Raw genomic sequence first — 19,482 nt, forward strand, 5'->3', positions numbered from 1 at the left:
AGGGCCAGGCGCTGACCGGCAGCGAAGCCACCGTCAACCGCTGGTGGTGGCGTGGCCGCATCGATGGCGATGGTGTCTGGTGGTCGCGCTACGACCTGTTCGACGGCGGCGTGGCCACCTTCGGCGGCGGTGACGTGAGCCTGCGCAGTGGCCGCGACCTGCTGGACGTGAACGCCGCCGCCGCCAGCAGCGGCTGGCTGGCCGCGGGCGGCTCGGCCGGCGCGCAGTTCGGCGGCGGCTCGGTGCAGCTGGAAGCCGGCCGCGACCTGGCCGGCGGCGTGCTGTTTGCCAGCGGTGCACGGCTGGGCCTGGCGGCCGGCCGCGGCATCGTGGCCGGCAACGATGCCGCCGCGCTGGCGCCGCAGCTGATCCACGGCAACACCCAGGTCACGGTGGCGGCACGCGGCGACCTGCGGCTGGCCAGCGTGCGTTCCGAGCACCTGACCTATCCGTCATCGGCCAACGGCAGCACGCTGGTGGTGACCGACCTGTCGCGCGACGCGCGGCTGGACGTGGTGAGCGCGGCCGGCTCGGTGCGCTACGACGGTGAACTGCAGCCGGCGCAGTCCGGCGCGCTGAACGAGGACGCACGCCTGCTGGGCACGGTGGTGCCGGCCTGGCTGCGCATGGCCGCGCCGTCGGGCAGCATCGACCTGCGCGGCCCGCTGCTGCAGCAGCCCGGCACGGACGGCGCGCTGCAGCTGCTGGCAGGGCAGGACCTGACGCTGGGCAGCCAGCCGGTGAACGTCAACGCCACGCGCAGCGATGCACGCCCGGTGTTCGTGGAGCCCGTCACCGCCGCCGAGGCGCTGCGGCTGAATGCGCTGGCAGACGGGGGTGGCGGGGCGGGCGGCAGCGGCCTGGACCGCAGCAGCCGCGAGCCGGTGCACCTGGTGGCTGCGCAAGGCGATGTGGTGATCGGCGGCACGCTCAGCTCGGCACGGCCGGTGCGCATCGTGGCCGGCGACGATGTGCGCCTGCCCGGCACCGGCAGCCAGCTGCTGGTGCAGCACCAGGACCAGCGCTACGGCGGCATCGGCGCCGACGGCCAGGCCATGTGGCTGCCCGCCAGCGAGCTGAGCCTGGTCCAGGCCGGCCGCGACATCGTCGGCAGCCCGCTGGTGGGCCGCAACGGCATCGAGATCGCCGGCCCCGGCGACCTGGTGGCGGTGGCCGGCCGGCATGTGGACCTGGGCAACAGCAACGGCATCGTGGCCAGCGGCAACCAGCGCAGCAGCACCCTGCTGCCCCAGCGCGGCGCCGACCTGACCATCGTGGCCGGCTGGCAGCCGGGCGACACGCAGCAGGCGCTGTCCAGCGGCTTTGCCGCGCTGGGCGTCTCCGGCCTGGTGCGGGACGCGGGTGCGCTGTATGCGTGGCTGGCCGGCAGTGGCGACGCCGCCGCCTTCAACCAGCTGCCCGCCGATCAGCGGCTGGCCCAGGTGCAGGCGCTGCTGGGCGACGGGCAGGAAGCCGCGCTGGCGCGTTTCATCAACACCGTGCCGGCCTGGCGCGACCTGCCGGCCAACGTGGCCCGGGCCGCTTTTGCCGAGGCTGCGCAGCCGCTGCGCGAACAGGCGGCACGTGCGCTGCTGGTGCTGGCCTTCGAGGCGCGGCCCGCGGCCGACCGCACGGCCTTCGTGGCTAGCCAGGCGGCCCGCGCCGACAACCCCTACGCGGCCGGCCTGCAGCAGTACATGGCCCGGCTGCAGGGCAGCACGGCGCCGGCACCGTTGGCCGAGGCCCTCACCGCATTCGCAGCGCTGCCGATGGAGCGCCAGCTGCCGTGGCTGCGCCAGGTGCTGGCGGCCGAGCTGCGCAGCGCCGGCCGCCAGGCCGCGGCGCTGGCCGACGCACCGCGCGACGCGGCCTATGCGGCCGGCTACCTGGCGCTGGAAACCCTGTTCCCCGGCGCCCGGGCGGCCGGCGACATCCGCCTGCCGTCCAGCCAGATCCGCACGCTGCAGCAGGCCGACATCACGCTGCTGGCGCCGGGCGGCGCGGTGAACGCGGGCGAGCTGGTGCCTTCCAGCGGCACGCCGAAGCCGGCGTCCCAGCTGGGCATCGTCACCGTGGACGGCGGCAGCATCCTTGCGGCCACGGCGGGCAACTTCGAGGTGAACCAGTCGCGGGTGTTCACGCTGAAGTCGGGCAACGTGCTGCTGTGGTCGTCCGACGGCAACATCGACGCCGGCCGCGGTGCCAAGACCGTCACCGGCGCGCCGGCGCCGGTGCTGCGGCTGGACAGCAACGGCAACCTGGTGGTGGACACCTCCGGCTCCTTCACCGGCAGCGGCATCGCGGTGCTGGACGCCAGCAACACGCTGGACCTGTATGCCCCACGCGGCGAGATCAACGCGGGCGACGCCGGCATCGTCTCGCGCGGCAATGCCTTTTTCGGCGCGGTGCGCTTCGTGGGCACCGACAACCTGAACGTGGGAGGCCAGTCCATCGGCGCGCCCGCCCCGGTGGTCACCGGCGGCACCACCGCCAGCCTGGCCGGGCTCAACCAGGCGGCCAATGCCACCAGCAACGCCGCGGCCAACAGCCTCGACAGCGCGGGCCAGCGATCGCAGGGCCCGCGCCGCATCGTCTTCCTCGACTTCCTCGGCTTCGGCGAAGACCCGAACTGAGCCGCAACCAAGCCGCAACTGAGCCTTCCCCATGCCACTCCGACGCCCCCTCCGCACCTCCTTGCTCAGCCTTGCATTCGGCCTGCTGGCCGCCACCCTGCCGGCCACCGCATCGGCCTGGTGGAACAAGGACTGGACCCAGCGCACCCGCATCACGCTGAACACCAGCGCCGAAGGCGTCACCACCCAGGAAGCGGTGAGCGCGCTGCCGCTGGCCGTGCGCCTGCACAGCGGCAACTTCGACTTCCTCGCGGCCAAGGAAGACGGCAGCGACCTGCGCTTCGTGGCCGGCGACGACAAGACGCCGCTGGGCTTCCGCATCGAGCGCTGGGACCCGGTCAATGAACTGGCGGTGGTCTGGGTGCAGGTGCCGCAGGTGATGCCGGGCAGCGACAAGAACGTGGTGTACGCCTATGCCGGCAACACCGCGGCGCCGGCCAGTGCCGACAACGGCACCGGCTTCGACGCGGCCACGCTGGCGGCGGTGCACTTTGCCGATGCCGACAACACCGGCACCAGCCATGACGGCCGGCTCAAGGCTGCCGACCCGGTGACGCCGGAAGCCAATGCGCTGCTGGGCGGTGGCGCCCGGCTGGCCGGCAGCCCGCTGGCGTGGCCGATGCCGGAGGCGATGCGCATCGCGGCCGGCGGCGCGGCCACGCTGTCGGTGTGGCTGCGCTCCGATGAAGTGGCGCGCGGCACGCTGCTGTCCTGGGGTCCGCTGGCCGTCACGCTGGATGCCGGCAGGCTGGCCGCCCGGGTCGGCGACGCCAGGCTGGCCGGCGGCGAGGTGGCGCCCACCGCCTGGACCCATGTGGCGCTGGCCGTGGGCAACGGCCAGGCGCAGCTGTATGTCAACGGGCAATCGGTGGCCCGGGCCGACGTGGCCACGCCGGCCATCGGCGGCGAGCTGCGCGTGGGCGATGGCCTGCGCGGCGTGGTCGATGAGGTGCAGGTGGCCTCGGTGGCCCGCAGCGCGGCATGGCTGCAGTTGGCGGCTTCCTCGCAGAGCGCCGAGGCCCGGCTGATCGCCTCGGCCAAGGACACCGGCGAGGCAGCCGACGCACCAAGCCACGGCTACATAGGCATCCTGGTATCCAACCTCACCATCGACGCCTGGGTCGTCATCGGCATCCTGGCGGTGATGTTCGCGGTGGCCGCCTGGGTGATGGTGGCCAAGTCGGTGATGGTGGGCCGCGACGAGCGCGCCAACCAGGGCTTTCTCACCCGTTTCCGCGGCGCCACGCACGACCTGCTGACGCTGGAACAGGGCGGTGCCTTCGCGGCTTCGCCGCTGTTCCGGCTTTACCAGGCCGGCGTGCGGGAGCTGGCCAAGCGCAACGTCGGCGCCGAGGGCGCGCCGCCACTGTCGGGCGCCTCCATCGACGCGGTCAAGGCCGCGGTGGATGCCGACCTCGTGCGCGAAAGCCACCGGCTGAATGCGCAGATGGTGCTGCTGACCATCGCCATCTCCGGCGGCCCCTTCCTGGGCCTGCTGGGCACGGTGGTGGGCGTGATGATCACCTTCGCCGCCATTGCCGCAGCCGGTGACGTGAACGTCAACGCCATCGCACCCGGCATCGCCGCGGCGCTGCTGGCCACGGTGGCCGGCCTGGCCGTCGCGATCCCGGCGCTGTTTGGCTACAACTACCTCGCGGCGCGCATCAAGAACATCTCGTCGGACATGCAGATCTTCGTCGACGAGTTCATCACCCGCGTGGCCGAGCTGTACGGGGCGCGCTGATGGACGTCCGCGCCGACAACCAGCCGTACGACGACATCAACATCACGCCGATGCTGGACCTGGCGTATGTGCTGCTGGTCACCTTCATCATCCTCACCACCGCCTCGGTGCAGGGCGTGAAGGTGGACTCGCCGGCCACCTCGGCGCAGAACAACCTGGCCAAGCCGCAGACCCGCGCCATCACCGTCACCGCCGACGGCTCGCTGTACCTCGACGCCTATCCGGTGACGCTGGACGAGCTGCGCAACCGCCTGGCCGACTACAAGGCCGCCAACCCGGCGCTGCCGGTGGTGCTCAAGGGCGACACCGCCGCGCAGTACGCGGTGATCGTGCAGGTGCTGGACATCGCCAAGCGGCTGGACATCGCCGAGATCGGCCTCGTGACCACCCGCGCGAAGTGAAGGCCCGGAGGCCGACATGCAAGTCAACACCGACGCCAAGCCCTACGACACCATCAACGTCACGCCGATGCTGGACCTGGCCTACGTGCTGCTGGTGGTGTTCATCCTGATGACCACCGCCTCGGTGCAGGGCCTGACCATCAGCGTGCCCAAGCCGAGCAACCAGCCTGCCAAGGAGCAGCATGAGCTGATCGTGCTGCAGGTGATGCAGGGCGGCGCCCTGATGGCCAACGGCGCACCGGTGACGCTGGCCGAGCTGGAGCCGCGGCTGCAGGCCGCCAAGGCCCGCGATGCGCAGATGTCGGTCGCCATCAAGGGCGAGGCCGGCGCGCAGTACGGCGGCGTCATCGCCGTCGTCGACCTGTGCAACCGCCTGGGCGTGAACATGGCCTTCATCACCGCGAGGTTCGGCACATGAACGGGGATGCCGAGCGGAAGGATGCGCCGTCCCGCGCCTGGGTAGGCCTGCTCGCCATCGTGCTGCTGGTGGGCGCGGGCTTGTGGTGGGTCAGCCAGCTGGCCAGCACGCCTGCCGCGCCGCAGCGGCAGGTGGCACGCATCGCGCTGCTGCCCGACACCCCGCCACCTCCGCCGCCACCGCCCAAGGAGGAGAAGCAGCCCGAGCCCAAGGAGCAACGGCCGCAGAACCAGCCGGTGCCGCAGCCCGACCCCACGCCGCCGCAACCGCAGCAGGTGCGCGAGGAAGGTCCCACCGGCGACGCGCCAAGCGCGCTGGCCGGCGGCAACGTGAATACCGAAGGCGTGCCCGCGGCGCCCGTCAGCGGCATCGGCAGCGGCAGCCCCGGCGGCACCGGCACCGCGTCCAGCCGGGCCGAGGAACGCTTCTACGCACAAGCCGCGCGGCAGCTGCTGCGCGACGCGATCGAGCGCCACCTGAAGGGCGACACCACCCAGGCCACCGCGGAGTTCCAGCTCTGGATCGAGCCCAGCGGCGCCATCCGCCGCTTCGAGCTGAACCCCAGCGGCAACCGCCAGGCCGACGACGAGCTGCGCACCGCGCTGGCCGACGCCACCCGCGAGGTGAAGCTGCCGCCGCCGCCCGACATCCCGCAGCCGATGCGCTTCCGCGTGAGCCTGCGCCCGGCCTGAACACCCCACGCCTTTCCGTCATTCCCCGTCTCGATGCCGACCACCATGACACCGACCTCCGCCCTTCTCCGCCGCCGCCCGCGCCGCGCGCAGCGCGCCCTGGGCGCCCTGGGCGCCGCCCTGCTGGCCGCCGGCCTGGCCACACCCGGCGTCGCCCAGACCGACGACCGCGCCGAGCTGGAGCAGCTGCGGGCCACCACGCAGGCGCTGATCGAGGCGCTGGTCGGCCAGGGCCTGCTCAGCCGCGAACGTGCCGACGCACTGATGCGCCAGGCCCGGGGCAGCGCCGCGGCCGGTGCAGCCGCCGCGCCGGGCTGGGGCGCGCCGCTGGCCGGCGGAGCCGACGCCGCTGCAGCACGCAGCGTGGTGCGCATCCCCTACGTGCCCGAGACGCTGCGCAACCAGATCCGCGAGGAGATCAAGCTCGACGTGCTGCAGCAGGCCCGCACCGAAGGCTGGGCCGATGCGCGCCAGGTGCCCGACTGGGTGAAGGCCATCGGCTTCGAAGGCGACGTGCGGCTGCGCTGGCAGACCGACCGTTTCGCCGGCGACAACCTGCCGGCCGAGTTCTACCGCGCGCAGACCACCGGCCCGGCCTGGGCGCCCGACCTCACCAACACCACCGAGGACCGCAACCGGCTGACGCTGCGTGCCCGCTTCGGCGTGAATGCCAAGCTGTCGGAGGACACCCGCACCGCCATCCGCATCAGCACCGGCAACCTCAGCGGCCCCACCTCCACCTCGCAGACGCTGGGCAGCCATTTCAACAAGTACAGCGTGGTGCTGGACCGCGCCTGGCTGCGCTGGGAGCCGCGCCACGACCTGCGCTTCATCGGCGGGCGCATGCCCAACCCGTTCTACGGCACCGACCTGCTGTGGCCCGACGACCTCAACTTCGACGGCGTGGCGGTGCAGGGCGAGACCAACCTGGGCAGCGGCGTGTTCGCCTTCGCCACGGCCGGTGCGTTCCCCCTGGAAGAGCTGGCGGTGGACAGCCACGACAAGTGGCTGTATGGCCTGCAGCTTGGCGCCGAGGCCGCGCTGGGCAGCCACCTGCACTGGCGCGTGGGCCTGGCGGTGTACGACTTCCACCACGTGGCCGGCGTGCAGGCCACCGAGCCGCCACCGGCCGGACCGCGGGCCGGCACCGTGGCCTACCAGTCCAGCCAGTACCCGGCATCGGCCCGGCAGAAGGGCAACACGCTGATCAACCTGAACGACCCCACCAGCACCGCGGCGCCGGTGTGGGGGCTGGCGTCGAAGTTCCGTCCGGTGAACCTCACCACCGGCCTGACCTTCAAGCGCTGGGACCCGGTGCAGGTGGGCCTGACGCTGGACTGGGTGAAGAACAGCGCCTTCGACCTGGCCGACATCCGCCGCCGCGCAGGCCTGCCCGAGCTGCAGCTGGCCGACAAGAGCACCGGCCTGCAGCTGCGCCTGCTGGCCGGCCACGAACGCCTGGCCAACCGCGGCGACTGGCAGGCCTTCGTGGCCATGCGCAAGTTCGAGCGAGACGCCTGGCTCGATGCATTCACCGACACCACCTGGAACGGCGGCGGCACCAACTACAAGGGCTGGACCCTGGGCGGCCACTATGCCTTCGACCGCAACGCCAGCGTCGGCCTGCGCTGGACCAGCACCCGCAACCTGGACGACGGCAGCCTGACGCTGGGCAATGCGCCGTACAAGCTCGATACCCTGCAGGTCGATCTCAATGCGCGCTTCTGACCCCTCCCGCTGGCCGCTGCGCATGCTGTGCGCGGCCATGGCGCTGGCTTGCCTGCTGCCTGCCGCCGCGCAGGACAGCCGCGAACGCGAGGCCCTGCGCCGCGCGCAGGCCGCCCTCAACGACACCCGCCGCGAACTGGCCGCGCTGCAGGCCGAACGTGCGCAACTGCTGCGCGACAGGGAAGCCGCGGCCGCGCAGGCTGCAGCCGCGGAGCAGGCACGGCAGGCGCTGCTGGCGCAGCACGGCCGGCTGCAGCAGCAGCTGGCGGCGCTGCGCAGCGCGCAGGAAGCGCAAGCCGCGGCCGATGCGCAGCGCCATGCCCAGGCCACGGCCGACGCCGCCGCGCAGGCCACCGCCCTGCAGCAGCGCCTGGCCGAACAGCAGCGCAGCAACGCCGCCGTCACGGCCCTGCTGGAGCGCGCCACCCAGGCCCTGGCCGCGTCCGAGGACCGCAACCGCCAGCTGCATGCGCTGGCGCTGCAGGCTGTCGAGCGCTACCGCAGCAAGACGCCCACCGAAGCTGCGCTGCAGGGCGACCCCCTGCTCGGGCTGACCCAGATCAGGATCGACAACGTGGCCGAGGAACTGCGCACGCAGGCCGACGCGCTGCGGTCCGCGCCAGCGCGGCGCTGACGCCGCCCAGGCCGTTCACGGCAGGGCCTCGAGGTCCTCGATCGCGTCGTGCAGGCACAGCAGCGCCTGCCGCGCGGTGGCCATGCGTTCACGCAGCGAGCGCACCACCTCGTCATCGCTGGCGGGCAGCTGGCCCATGTCCCGCCACAGCAGCTCGGACCATTGCGCAAGCAGGCGCAGCAACAAGGTCCGGCAGCGCATGCGTGCGGGATCGTCTTCGGCGAAGGCCGCCAGGTAGTCGTGCAGGAAGCCGTCGATGGGATAGGCCGCCAGCACCGGCAGCATCGCGTCATGCAGCCGCACCACCATCTCGGCGGCATCCGCACGCCGGGTTGGCAAGGGGCCGCGCGACCCCTCCGGAGGTGCACCCGGAAGGTGCGCAGGCTGCGGAACGTTCATGCGCTGTACTCCCTCAGGGTGCCACGGCCACATCATCCAGCACGCGCTCCGGACCATGGGGAAAGCCCTTCGACTTCGCATGGCAGTGGGCGCCGATGCCGGGGTGGTGCCGCTGGCCGCTCTCCGCGCATCGGCGGCGTCATCCGACGCTGCGTGCCTCGATGGCCTGCAGCACGGCGGCCCAGAACCGTTCGGCGACCGGCGGCGCGGCGGCCCGGCGCCGGAACAGCCGCACGTCCACCTCGATCCGCCAGGCTTCGTCGCCGGCGACCACCAGGCGGCCACCGTCCAGGTCGTCGCGCACGAGACTGTGCGGAAGCCACGCCAGGCCGCGGCCGTCCAGCGTCATCGTGCGCAGCACCGAGGCGAGGTGGGCGGTGACCACCGGCTCGCCGCCCGCCTGGTCCAGTGCCGGCCCGCGCAATGCGCGCACCAGCCTGCCGATGCCGGACTCGCTGCTGTAGGCCAGCACCGGCACGCGCGCCGCAGCGCCGGCCTGCAGCGCATGCCGCGGCCGACCGTCAGCGTCGGGGGCGGACACCGGCAGCAGCCAGTCGCTGCCCACCTTGGCCGACAGGTGCGTGGCCGGGTCCAGCCGGCCCGGCACCTCGGCATGGCCATGGCACAGCAGGAACTGCACACGGCCCTGCTGCATCAGGGCTTCGCACTGCTGCAGGACATCCGACACCAGCTGGATCGGCCCCACCGTGGTGTGCGCCTCCAGTCCACGCAGCCACCCCGGCAGGAAGGTGAACGACAGCGCATGGGTGGAGGCGAAGCGCAGCGTGGCCGAGGTGGCGGCGGCCATCGCGCGGGCCTCGTCGGGGATGCGGTCGATGCGGGCCAGCATGTCCTGCGCGACGGTGCGGAACCACTGCCCGGTCTCGGTCAGCGTGGCGGGCTGGGTGCTGCGGTCGAACAGCACCACGCCCAGCCACTCTTCCAGTGCGCGGATGCGGCGGCTGAAGGCCGGCTGCGTCATGTGCCGTTCTTCGGCGGCGCGGGAGAAGTTGCCGGTGGCCGCCAGGGCCAGGAAGTCTTCGAGCCAGGACAGGTTCACTGCGGTGCTTTGGCGGCATCAGAGCAGAACGAACCGGCATTGGGCACGGCGGGCCGCAAACACCATCATTCCACCGTCCGCTGATCGAACAGATTGTCCAACAAGGAGACACCCATGCCCACCATCGCCAACCACCGCGGGCTCATCGCGGCCATCGCCTGCCCGTTCACGCCCGGCCGCCGCATCGACGAGCCGGCCTGGGCCGACTGATCGACCCGCGGCAGGTGGCCTCGCTGCCGCGCTGACTCCTTCCACCCCCCACTACCGACCAAGACATCCATGAAGATCATCGACATCCGGGAATCCACCCAGCCGATCAAGTCCAACATCCGCAATGCGTACATCGACTTCTCGAAGATGACGCTCAGCCTGGTGGCCGTGGTCACCGACGTGGTGCGCGACGGCAAGCCGGTGATCGGCTACGGCTTCAACTCCAACGGCCGCTACGGCCAGGGCGCATTGATCCGCGAGCGCTTCCGCCCGCGGCTGCTGGAAGCCGATCCGGCCAGCCTGCTCGATGAGCGCGGCGTGCTCGACCCGCACAAGGCCTGGGCCACGATGATGACCAACGAGAAGCCCGGCGGCCACGGCGAGCGATCGGTGGCGGTGGGCACCATCGACATGGCGCTGTGGGACGCACTGGCCAAGATCGAAGGCAAGCCGCTGTACCAGCTGCTGGCCGAGCGCTACGGCAACGGCCAGGCCAACCGCAAGGTGTTCGTGTATGCCGCCGGCGGCTACTACTGGCCGGGCCAGGGCATCGACGGCCTGAAGCGCGAGATGCAGGGCTACCTCGACCGGGGCTATGCGGTGGTGAAGAAGAAGATTGGCGGTGCCTCGCTGGCCGAGGACTGCCGGCGCATCGAGGCGGTGCTGGGCATGCTGGGCCCGGGCCAGCAGCTGGCGGTGGACGCCAACGGCCGCTTCGACCTGCCGACCGCCATCGAATACGCCAAGGCGCTGTCGCAGTACGACCTGTTCTGGTACGAGGAGGCGGGCGACCCGCTCGACTATGCGCTGCAGGCCGAGCTGGCGCAGCACTACGACAAGCCGATGGCCACCGGCGAGAACCTGTTCTCGATGCAGGACGCGCGCAACCTGATCCGCTACGGCGGCATGCGGCCCGACCGCGACTGGCTGCAGTTCGACTGCGCGCTCAGCTACGGCCTGGTGGAGTACCTGCGCACGCTGGACATGCTCAAGCAGCACGGCTGGTCGCCGGCGCGCTGCATTCCGCACGGCGGCCACCAGATGTCGCTGGCCATCGCGGCCGGCCTGGGGCTGGGCGGCAACGAGTCGTACCCCGACCTGTTCCAGCCCTACGGCGGCTTTCCCGATGGCGTGAAGGTGGACAACAGCCACGTGACGCTGCCCGAGCTGCCCGGCATCGGCTTCGAGGGCAAGGCCGACCTGTATGCCGAGATGCGCGCGCTGGCGGCCTGACGCCGCCAGGGCCCGCAGCGATCACCGGCCGCGCCGGCAGCTGGCGGTGCTCAATACGTCTCCAGGTGCAGCCGGCCCTCGGCCTTGAGCACCGGGCCCAGCGCGTCCCAGGCCAGGCCGGCCTGCTGCGCCACGTCGCGCAGCGCCAGCACCACGCCCTCCTCCATGCTCTTGAGGCCGCACACGTAGAGGTGGGTGTTGTTGTCCTTCAGCAGCCCGGCCAGGTCGGCGGCGCGCTCCCGGATCAGGTCCTGCACATAGCGCCTGGGCTGCCCGGGCTGGCGCGAGAAGGCCAGGTTGATGTCGATGAAGTCCTTGGGCAGCGTCTGCAGCGGACCGAAGTACGGCAGCTCCTGCGGCGTGCGCGCGCCGAAGAACAGCATCAGCTTGCCACCTTCGAACTTGCCGCTCTTGCGCAGCCGGCGCCGCCATTCGGTCATGGCCCGCATCGGCGCGCTGCCGGTGCCGGTGCAGATCATCACGATGTGCGAACGCGGATGGTTGGGCATCAGGAAGCTGTGGCCGAACGGGCCCACCACCTGCACCTTGTCCCCCACCTTCAGGTCGCACACGTAGTTGGAGGCCACGCCGCGCACCGGGCGGCCCTGGTGGTCCTCGGTCACGCGTTTGACCGTCAAGGCCACGTTGTTGTAGCCCGGCCGCTCGCCGTTGCGCGGGCTGGCGATGCTGTATTGGCGCGCCACGTGCGGCTTGCCGTTCGCATCCACGCCCGGCGGCACGATGCCGATGCTCTGGCCCTCCAGCACCGGAAACGGCATGCCGCCGAAGTCCAGCACCACGTGGTGGGTCTCGCTCGCAAAGCCGCTTTCGGTGCAGTTGATGTTGCCCACCACGGTGGCGGTGGTCGGCTTCTTCGGCGGATACAGGTTGGTATAGGCATGCGCCGCCGACCACGGCGGCGTGGTGGCGCCGTAGGCTGCCGTGTCGAAAGGCGCTTCCACCAGCGCGCCGCCAGTTGCCGCGGCGGCCTCGGCCAGCACCGGCACCGCGGGCAGGCCGGCCGCCGCGGGTTCGGCATCCGCCGGCACGCCGGCTTCGGCCAGCTGCTCGGGCGTGAGCTCGGGCGGCAGCTCGTCCCACAGCAACTGCTCCTCCACCGGATAGGCCATCGACAAGGGCATGGTGCGCCAGTTGTCGATGGAGCCCGTGGGGCACGGCGAGATGCAGGCCATGCAGCCGTTGCACACATCGGCCTTGACCACGTAGTTGCGGTCATCGTGCGTGATCGCCCCGATCGGGCAGGTCGCCTCGCAGGTGTTGCACCGGATGCAGATCTCCGGGTCGATCAGGTGCTGCCGGATGATGGCGACGTCGGTCATGGCATTCATGCTGGCCCTGCTCCAGGGGCGGGTTATCCGAAGCGGACGTATTCGAAGTCCACGGGCTGGCGGTTGATGCCCATCACCGGCGGGGTGATCCAGTTGGCGAACTGGCCGGGCTCCACCACGCGGCCCATCAGGCTGGCGACGAAGGCGCGGTCTTCCGGCGTGGGCAGCCATTCGTTCTTCTTGGCCTGCCATTCGGTCTCGCCCACCACGCGGCCGTCGGGCGACATCCTGATGCCGGCCAGCGCGCCGATCTGGCGGTTGAACGCCTTGTGCGGCACCACCAGGCGGGTGGGGATGCCGGCCTTCTCGATGACCTTGTTCCAGCGGTTCACGCCGGCCACCGAGTCCTTGATGAAGTCGTCGCGCAGCACCTCGTTCAAGGCGTTGAGCATCGGCACTTCCTTGTCCACCAGCTGGCCGTCCTGCACTTCCAGCACCTTGTAGGTGCGGCCCTTGAGCACATGGTCGTCGTCGCGCTTGCCTTCCTCGTAGCGGCCCTTCAGGCCCGAGCTGTAGAAGGTGGCGGCATTGCTCGACTGGTCGGCACCGAACAGGTCGATGGTCACCGAGTAGTGGAAGTTGAGGTAGCGCTGGATGGTGGGCAGGTCGATGGCGCCGGCCGCACGCACCTTCTGCACGTCGTCGGTCTTCAGCTCGTTCATCACCTGGCAGGTGCGGGCGATCACGCGCGACACGCCGCTCTCGCCCACGAACATGTGGTGCGCCTCTTCCGTCAGCATGAACTTGGTGGTGCGTGCCAGCGGATCGAACGCACTCTCCGACAGCGCAGCCAGCTGGAACTTGCCGTCGCGGTCGGTGAAGTAGGTGAACATGAAGAAGCTGAGCCAGTCCGGCGTCTGCTCGTTGAAGGCCCCCAGGATGCGCGGGTTGTTCTCGTCGCCCGACTGGCGCTGCAGCAAGGCCTCGGCTTCCTCGCGGCCATCGCGGCCGAAGTGCTTGTGCAGCAGGTACACCATGGCCCACAGGTGGCGGCCTTCTTCCACGTTGATCTGGAAGAGGTTGCGCAGGTCGTACATGCTGGGCGCGGTCAGGCCCAGGTGGCGCTGCTGCTCGACCGACGCGGGCTCGGTGTCGCCCTGCGTCACGATGATGCGGCGCAGGTTGGCGCGGTGCTCGCCGGGCACGTCCTGCCAGACCTTCTCGCCCTTGTGGTCGCCGAAATGCACCTCGCGGTTGGCATCGCCCGGGTTGAGGAAGATGCCCCAGCGGTAGTCGCGCATCTTCACGTGGCCGAACTGCGCCCAACCCTGCGGATCGACGCTGACCGCGGTGCGCAGGTACACGTCGTAGTCGGTGGAGCCGGTGGGGCCCACGTCGTCCCACCAGTTGATGAAGTTGGGCTGCCAGCCTTCGAGCGCGCGCTGCAGCGTGCGGTCCTCGCCCAGGTTGACGTTGTTCGGGATCTTCTGTGCGTAGTCTATGGTGCTCATGTCCGGTTCCTGGTTGTGCTCAAACGCGGTTCAGGTCGAAGGCCGCTTTTTCGCCCTTGCCGTACACCTTCAGCGCACCCTTGTCGCCGACGGCATTGGGGCGGTTGAAGATCCAGTTCTGCCAGGCGGTGAGCCGGCCGAACACGCGGGTGACCATGTTTTCCTTGCTGGAGAAGCGCAGGTTGGCCTCCAGGCCGGTGAGTGCATCGGGCGACATGGCGGCGCGCTCCTCGATGGCGATGCGGATCTCGTCGTCCCAGTCGATGTCGTCGGGCGCGGCGGTCACCAGGCCCAGCTTCAATGCGGCGTCGGCATCCAGCGGCCGGCCGGCGGCGGCGCGGGCGGCTTCCAGCGGGCCGGCTTCCTCGTAGAAGCGGCGCTGCAGCCGGCTCTGCTCGGTCACCATCGGCAGCAGGCCGAAATTCGTCTCGTCCAGCGTGAGTTGCGGCGCGCGCCCGGGCTCGTCGGGCAGCGCCAGCATGTAGCTGCGGTCGGCCGCGAAGGCCAGCTCGGCCAGCAGGCCGGCGAAGCAGGAGCCGGGCTCGACCAGCGCGAACAGGCTGCGCGAGGACACGTCCAGCCGCGCGAAGGTGCGGCGCAGCAGGCCCAGCGTCTGGCGCACCAGCCAGTGGTCGGCATGCCGTACCAGCAGCTGCCCGGCGGCCAGCACCGCGGCGGCATCGCCCTCGGTCTTCAGCAGCCAGGTGCCGATGTCCAGCTCGTTGGTGCGCATGCACAGGATGGCGTCGTCGAGTTGCCGGCCCATGGCCAGCGGCCACCAGGCGGCGCCCGCGGCCTGGATGCCGCCCGGGTCCGTCGGCTGCGCGCCGCTGGGCGCCTTCACCGTGAAGGTGGCGGTGCGGCGGGCGCGGTCGATCTCCACCGTGACGTGTTCGTAGCGCAGGCTGTCGGCGCCGTCTTCGCGCTCCAGCCGCGGCAGCGCAATGCCTTGCGTGCCCGCGCCCGGGCGCTGGCTGGCGGCGGCCAGCTTCGATGCCCGTTCCTGCACCGTGGCCGCGAACTGCGCCGGCTTGGCCACCGCGTCCACCAGGCGCCACTCCACCGCGCGCTGGCCGCGCACGCCTTCCACGCTGGTGCAGAAGATGTCGGCCAGGTCGTGGCGCACCTTGCGCTTGTCGGTCACGCGGGTCAGGCCGCCGGTGCCGGGCAGCACGCCCAGCAGCGGCACCTCGGGCAGGCTCACGGCGCTGGAACGGTCGTCCACCAGCACGATGTCGTCGCAGGCGAGCGCGAGTTCATAACCGCCGCCGGCGCACGCGCCGTTGACCGCGGCCACGAACTTCAGGCCCTCATGCCTCGACGAATCCTCGATGCCGTTGCGGGTCTCGTTGGTGAACTTGCAGAAGTTCACCTTCCAGGCATGGCTGCTCACGCCCAGCATGAAGATGTTGGCGCCCGAGCAGAAGATGCGGTCCTTGGCGCTGGTGACGATCACCGTCTTCACCTCGGGGTGCTCGAAGCGCAGGCGGTTCAGCGCGTCATGCAGCTCGATGTCGACGCCCAGGTCGTAGCTGTTGAGCTTGAGCTTGTAGCCGGGGCGGATGCCGGCGTCCTCCGCAATGTCCAGCGACAGCCGGGCGATGGCGCCATCGGTGCTGATCGACCAGTGCCGATAACGGCCCGGCTCGGTGCGGTAGTCGACGCGCGGGCTCTGGGCAATGGGATCGCTCATGCAGGTCTCCTGGCGGTGGAAGCAATGTGCTTCCGTCGAACGCAATGGAATGCAGCATAGTGCGTGCAATCCCATGCGTCAAGGCCAACAACCTTGCAATATATTGCTCTAGCTAGCTTTCCAGCGCCAGCACCTCGCGCGCCATCGCACGCAGCGCCGCGAAGCTCTGGTCCAGCGTGCTGCCGCTGGTGTCCAGCGTCAGGTCGGACTTGGAATAGAAGGCGGCGCGGCCAGCCAGGATGCGGCGCAAGTCTTCCATCGCTTCCTTGCTGGCGGCCATCGGCCGCATGTCGCCTTGCGCGGCCACACGGGCCATGTGCTCTTCCGGCGAGGCCTGCAGCCAGATGGTGGTGCAGTGCGCCAGCAGCAGGTTGAAGGTGGCCGGGTCGGACACCAGGCCGCCGGGCGTGGCGATCACGACGTCGGCATAGATCTGCACCGTCTCCTCCAGCGCGCGGCGCTCATAGCGGCGGTAGGCGGCGGTGCCGTACAGGTCGTGGATCTCGCGGATGCTGCAGCCGGCCACCTTCTCGATCTCGCGGCTCAGCTCCACGAACGGCAGGTCCAGGTCGTCGGCCAGCATCTGGCCCAGCGTGCTCTTGCCGGCGCCGCGCAGGCCCACCAGCGCGATGCGGCCGCCGCGTGCGCGGTCGCCACCGGGCTGGCCCAGCAGCTCGGTGAGGGCGATGCGGGCGCGGCGCAGCTCGGCCTCGTTGCGGTGCTCCAGCAGCTCGCGGATCAGCAGCCATTCGGGGCAGCTGGTGGTCACGTCGCCCAGCAGCTCGGCCAGCGAGCACTGCAGTGCGCCAGCCACCTGCTGCAGCACCAGGATGGAGGCGTTGCCGATGCCGTATTCCAGGTTGGCGAAGTGCCGCTCCGACACGTCCGCCGCCAACGCGGCCTGCTTGCGCGTCAGCCCGCGGCGTGCACGCAAGGTGCGCACCCGCTCGCCCAGGGCCAGCAGCAACGGGTTCTTGGCCTCCTCCGCGGCGTCCGGTGCGTCGAGCACCGGGCTGGCGGGTCGTAGTTCAGCGCTGTCGTTCATGTTGTCCGTTGCCTCGGTCGGGCCCTAGGGGTTATCACTGCGAGTGCACTATATTGCTTGACGCTGCATTGACCCCTGGCTATCTTCCTGTCGCAGGCAAGATACTTCATTGCCTGTAGCGCATCAAGCAGAGTCGCCGGGTCAGGAGCCAGCCGCATGTCGCAAGCCGCATTTCACCAACGCATGGCCGAGGCGGCGGGGCACGTCGCGGGCCACCCGCTCGAGGCCACGGCCTGACGCACCGGCCTGACATGGGCATCCGAGAAGACATCCCCGTGCGAGGAGACATCGCCATGACTTTGCCTGCCCGGTTCAACTTCGCGCAGCACCTGCTCGAGCTCAATGCCGGCCGCGCCGGCAAGCCGGCATACATCGACGACCTCGGCGTGCTGAGCTATGGCGAGCTGGCCGACCAGGTGCGACGGGTGTCGGCCGCCCTGCAGGCGCTGGGCCTGCGCCGCGAGGAACGCGTGCTGCTGCTGATGCACGACACCAGCCACTGGCCGGTGGGCTTCCTCGGCGCCATGCATGCGGGCGTGGTGCCGGTGGCGGTGAACACGCTGCTCACCGCCGAGGACTATGCCTACATGCTGGCCAACAGCCGCGCGCAGGCGGCGCTGGTGTCGGGCGCGTTGCTGCCGGCGCTGCAGGCCGCGCTCGACCTGGGTGAGCATGAACTGCGGCACATCATCGTGTCGCACCCCGACGAAGCCCTGCCGGCCGAGCTGCACGGCGCCCGCGCGCACGACCTGGCGGCGCTGATCGCCCGCCACGCGCCGGCCGCGCGGCCCGCGCCCACCGGGCCCGACGAGCCCGGCTTCTGGCTGTATTCATCAGGCTCCACCGGCAAGCCCAAGGGCACGGTGCACACCCACGGCAACCCCTACTGGACGGCCGAGCTGTACGGCAAGCCGGTGCTGGGCCTGACCGAGGACGACGTGTGCTTCTCGGCGGCCAAGCTGTACTTCGCCTATGGGCTGGGCAATGCGCTCACGTTCCCGCTGAGCGTGGGCGCCAGCGTGGTGTTGATGGCCGAGCGGCCCACGCCCGCGGCCACCTTCCAGCGCTGGACCGGCGCCACGCCGGCGCTGGCCGGCACCCGGCCCACCGTGTTCTTCGGCGCACCCACCGGCTTTGCCGGCATGCTGGCCTCGCCCGGGCTGCCGCCGCGCGACGCGGTGGCGCTGCGCATGTGCTCGTCGGCCGGCGAGGCGCTGCCCGCCGAGATCGGCCAGCGCTTCAAGGCGCACTACGGCAGCGAGATCATCGACGGCATCGGCTCCACCGAGATGCTGCACATCTTCATCAGCAACCGGCCGGGCGACGTGCGCTATGGCACCACCGGCCGGCCGGTGGCAGGCTACGAGATCGAGCTGCGCGGCGACGACGGCCGCCCGGTGGCCGACGGCGAGGTGGGCGACCTCTACATCCGCGGGCCCAGCGCCGCGCTGATGTACTGGGGCAACCGCGACAAGAGCCGCGAGACCTTCCAGGGCGGCTGGACCAAGAGCGGCGACAAGTACAGCCGCGATGCCGACGGCTACTACACCTATGCCGGCCGCAGCGACGACATGCTCAAGGTCAGCGGCATCTACGTCTCGCCCTTCGAGGTGGAGGCCACGCTGATGCAGCACCCCGCGGTGCTGGAGAGCGCGGTCATCGGCAAGGAAGACGCGGAAGGGCTGACCAAGACCAAGGCCTTCGTGGTGCTCAAGCCCGGGCAGCAGGTGGACGAGGCCGAGCTCAAGGCCTTCGTCAAGGACCGGCTGGCGCCCTACAAGTACCCGCGCTTCATCGAGTTCGTCGACGAGCTGCCCAAGACCGCCACCGGCAAGATCCAGCGCTTCCGCCTGCGCGAGCGGGAGAAGCAGGCGTGAGCGCCGCCGCCCGGCCGCCCGGAGGCGGCGCTCCTCCCGCTCGGCGGGATCCCGCGCAGCGGGAGGGTGCCCCATGACCGGCACGCGCTTCGCCGAGCTGGCCTGGCAGGGCCGCACGGTGCGCATCGAGCACCAGTGGCTGCGCGTGGACGATGCCGCCGCGCCGCTGATGGTCTTCCTGCACGAAGGCCTGGGCTCGGTGGCCATGTGGAAGGACTTCCCGCAGCGGCTGTGCGATGCGCTGGGCGTGCGCGGGCTGGTCTTCTCCCGCCCCGGCTATGGCCGCAGCACCCCCCGTGCGGCCGACGAGCGCTGGGCACCCGACTTCATGCACCGCCAGGCGCACGAGCTGCTGCCGGCGCTGTTCGATGCGCTGCGCATCGACACGGCCGGCAGCCCGCCCTGGCTCTTCGGCCACAGCGACGGCGGCTCCATCGCGCTGCTGCATGCGGCCCGCCACCGCACAGCCGGCGCCATCGTGCTGGCGCCGCACCTGTTCGTGGAAGACCTGTCCATCACCAGCATCGAAGGCGCACGCCAGGCCTGGCTGACCACCGACCTGCCGCAGCGGCTGGGCCGCTACCACGACGATGCCGACTCGGCCTTCTGGGGCTGGAACCGCATCTGGCTGGACCCGACCTTCCGCGGCTGGAACATCGAACACGAGGTGGCGCAGATCACCGCGCCGGTACTCGCCATCCAGGGCATCGACGACGAGTACGGCACGCTGGAACAGGTGCGCAGCATCCGGCGGCTGCTGCCCGCCACGCAGCTGCTGGCGTTGCCCGACTGCGGCCATTCGCCGCACCGTGACCAGCCCGCGGCCGTCATCGCGGCGGCACGCGGCTTCCTGCAAGACCACCACCGCCCACACGACACAAGGGGACCCCGATGATCCGATCGACCGCATTCGCC

General features: G+C 70.9%; 16 protein-coding genes. 10 read left to right on the top strand and 6 right to left on the bottom strand.

The window, feature by feature from the left end; genetic code table 11:
• Positions 1-1,769: 1,769 nt before the first annotated feature.
• The 7 genes from LRS14_RS21265 (at position 1,770) to LRS14_RS21295 (ending at position 8,250) form a co-directional block, all read left to right on the top strand.
• Positions 1,770-2,633 (top strand): filamentous haemagglutinin family protein, encoded by an 864-nt coding sequence (locus LRS14_RS21265; RefSeq protein ID WP_257802195.1) that lies wholly within the window; start codon positions 1,770-1,772, stop codon positions 2,631-2,633.
• Positions 2,634-2,694: 61 nt separating this feature from the next.
• Positions 2,695-4,377, top strand: a complete 1,683-nt coding sequence (locus tag LRS14_RS21270) for a DUF2341 domain-containing protein (protein WP_257800990.1) — start codon at positions 2,695-2,697, stop codon at positions 4,375-4,377.
• Complete coding sequence (locus tag LRS14_RS21275) at positions 4,377-4,778, top strand: biopolymer transporter ExbD (protein WP_257800991.1); 402 nt, start codon at positions 4,377-4,379, stop codon at positions 4,776-4,778. The genes LRS14_RS21270 and LRS14_RS21275 overlap by 1 nt, the downstream gene beginning before the upstream one ends.
• A gap of 16 nt (positions 4,779-4,794) precedes the next feature.
• Positions 4,795-5,196, top strand: a complete 402-nt coding sequence (locus LRS14_RS21280; protein WP_257800992.1) for a biopolymer transporter ExbD — start codon at positions 4,795-4,797, stop codon at positions 5,194-5,196.
• Positions 5,193-5,888 (top strand): TonB C-terminal domain-containing protein, encoded by a 696-nt coding sequence (locus tag LRS14_RS21285; RefSeq protein WP_257800993.1) that lies wholly within the window; start codon positions 5,193-5,195, stop codon positions 5,886-5,888. The genes LRS14_RS21280 and LRS14_RS21285 overlap by 4 nt, the downstream gene beginning before the upstream one ends.
• A 45-nt stretch (positions 5,889-5,933) precedes the next feature.
• Positions 5,934-7,616, top strand: a complete 1,683-nt coding sequence (locus LRS14_RS21290) for a putative porin (protein WP_257800994.1) — start codon at positions 5,934-5,936, stop codon at positions 7,614-7,616.
• Positions 7,603-8,250, top strand: coding sequence for a hypothetical protein (locus LRS14_RS21295; RefSeq protein ID WP_257800995.1), 648 nt, complete (start codon positions 7,603-7,605; stop codon positions 8,248-8,250). Before LRS14_RS21290 ends, LRS14_RS21295 begins: the two co-directional genes overlap by 14 nt.
• A 15-nt stretch (positions 8,251-8,265) precedes the next feature.
• Here the strand turns inward: LRS14_RS21295 and LRS14_RS21300 are convergent, their stop codons facing one another.
• Together LRS14_RS21300 and LRS14_RS21305 are read right to left on the bottom strand one after the other, a co-directional pair.
• Positions 8,266-8,589: a hypothetical protein gene (locus LRS14_RS21300; protein ID WP_257800996.1), complete on the bottom strand. Its 324-nt coding sequence runs from the start codon at positions 8,587-8,589 to the stop codon at positions 8,266-8,268.
• 199 nt (positions 8,590-8,788) lie between these two features.
• The gene (locus LRS14_RS21305; RefSeq protein WP_257800997.1) at positions 8,789-9,709 is read right to left on the bottom strand and encodes a LysR family transcriptional regulator; all 921 of its coding nucleotides are present in this window, start codon (positions 9,707-9,709) and stop codon (positions 8,789-8,791) included.
• A gap of 279 nt (positions 9,710-9,988) precedes the next feature.
• Between LRS14_RS21305 and LRS14_RS21310 the strand changes: the two genes are divergently transcribed.
• Entirely contained in the window at positions 9,989-11,152 is a 1,164-nt protein-coding gene (locus tag LRS14_RS21310) for a mandelate racemase/muconate lactonizing enzyme family protein (protein WP_257800998.1), read from the top strand.
• A gap of 50 nt (positions 11,153-11,202) precedes the next feature.
• On the opposite strand, the gene boxA is transcribed toward LRS14_RS21310, so the two are convergent.
• The 4 genes from boxA to LRS14_RS21330 all read right to left on the bottom strand — a co-directional run bounded on the left by boxA (position 11,203) and on the right by LRS14_RS21330 (position 16,690).
• Complete coding sequence (gene boxA, locus LRS14_RS21315) at positions 11,203-12,501, bottom strand: benzoyl-CoA 2,3-epoxidase subunit BoxA (protein WP_404977603.1); 1,299 nt, start codon at positions 12,499-12,501, stop codon at positions 11,203-11,205.
• A 23-nt stretch (positions 12,502-12,524) separates the two neighbouring features.
• Complete coding sequence (gene boxB / locus LRS14_RS21320; protein WP_257801000.1) at positions 12,525-13,952, bottom strand: benzoyl-CoA 2,3-epoxidase subunit BoxB; 1,428 nt, start codon at positions 13,950-13,952, stop codon at positions 12,525-12,527.
• A 19-nt stretch (positions 13,953-13,971) separates the two neighbouring features.
• Positions 13,972-15,645, bottom strand: a complete 1,674-nt coding sequence (gene boxC / locus LRS14_RS21325; protein ID WP_257801001.1) for a 2,3-epoxybenzoyl-CoA dihydrolase — start codon at positions 15,643-15,645, stop codon at positions 13,972-13,974.
• A 112-nt stretch (positions 15,646-15,757) separates the two neighbouring features.
• Positions 15,758-16,690: a helix-turn-helix transcriptional regulator gene (locus LRS14_RS21330; RefSeq protein ID WP_257801002.1), complete on the bottom strand. Its 933-nt coding sequence runs from the start codon at positions 16,688-16,690 to the stop codon at positions 15,758-15,760.
• A 293-nt stretch (positions 16,691-16,983) separates the two neighbouring features.
• On the opposite strand from LRS14_RS21330, the gene LRS14_RS21335 reads away from it, so the two are divergent.
• Complete coding sequence (locus LRS14_RS21335) at positions 16,984-18,567, top strand: benzoate-CoA ligase family protein (RefSeq protein WP_257801003.1); 1,584 nt, start codon at positions 16,984-16,986, stop codon at positions 18,565-18,567.
• A gap of 73 nt (positions 18,568-18,640) precedes the next feature.
• Positions 18,641-19,462, top strand: a complete 822-nt coding sequence (locus LRS14_RS21340) for an alpha/beta fold hydrolase (protein ID WP_257801004.1) — start codon at positions 18,641-18,643, stop codon at positions 19,460-19,462.
• The last annotated feature ends 20 nt before the right edge of the window (positions 19,463-19,482 follow it).

The organism is Aquincola sp. J276, assembly GCF_024700035.1.
In the GTDB taxonomy this organism is placed as follows: domain Bacteria; phylum Pseudomonadota; class Gammaproteobacteria; order Burkholderiales; family Burkholderiaceae_C; genus Aquincola; species Aquincola tertiaricarbonis.

Bases quoted from the DNA above. Each gene is read 5' to 3' on its own strand.
- LRS14_RS21295 (WP_257800995.1), top strand. From the start codon at position 7,603: ATGCGCGCTTCTGACCCCTCCCGCTGGCCGCTGCGCATGCTGTGCGCG.
- LRS14_RS21280 (WP_257800992.1), top strand. From the start codon at position 4,795: ATGCAAGTCAACACCGACGCCAAGCCCTACGACACCATCAACGTCACG.
- LRS14_RS21335 (WP_257801003.1), top strand. From the start codon at position 16,984: ATGACTTTGCCTGCCCGGTTCAACTTCGCGCAGCACCTGCTCGAGCTC.
- LRS14_RS21275 (WP_257800991.1), top strand. From the start codon at position 4,377: ATGGACGTCCGCGCCGACAACCAGCCGTACGACGACATCAACATCACG.
- LRS14_RS21265 (WP_257802195.1), top strand. From the start codon at position 1,770: ATGGAGCGCCAGCTGCCGTGGCTGCGCCAGGTGCTGGCGGCCGAGCTG.
- boxC (WP_257801001.1), bottom strand. From the start codon at position 15,645: ATGAGCGATCCCATTGCCCAGAGCCCGCGCGTCGACTACCGCACCGAG.
- LRS14_RS21330 (WP_257801002.1), bottom strand. From the start codon at position 16,690: ATGAACGACAGCGCTGAACTACGACCCGCCAGCCCGGTGCTCGACGCA.
- LRS14_RS21285 (WP_257800993.1), top strand. From the start codon at position 5,193: ATGAACGGGGATGCCGAGCGGAAGGATGCGCCGTCCCGCGCCTGGGTA.
- LRS14_RS21290 (WP_257800994.1), top strand. From the start codon at position 5,934: ATGACACCGACCTCCGCCCTTCTCCGCCGCCGCCCGCGCCGCGCGCAG.
- LRS14_RS21340 (WP_257801004.1), top strand. From the start codon at position 18,641: ATGACCGGCACGCGCTTCGCCGAGCTGGCCTGGCAGGGCCGCACGGTG.
- boxB (WP_257801000.1), bottom strand. From the start codon at position 13,952: ATGAGCACCATAGACTACGCACAGAAGATCCCGAACAACGTCAACCTG.
- boxA (WP_404977603.1), bottom strand. From the start codon at position 12,501: ATGAATGCCATGACCGACGTCGCCATCATCCGGCAGCACCTGATCGAC.
- LRS14_RS21310 (WP_257800998.1), top strand. From the start codon at position 9,989: ATGAAGATCATCGACATCCGGGAATCCACCCAGCCGATCAAGTCCAAC.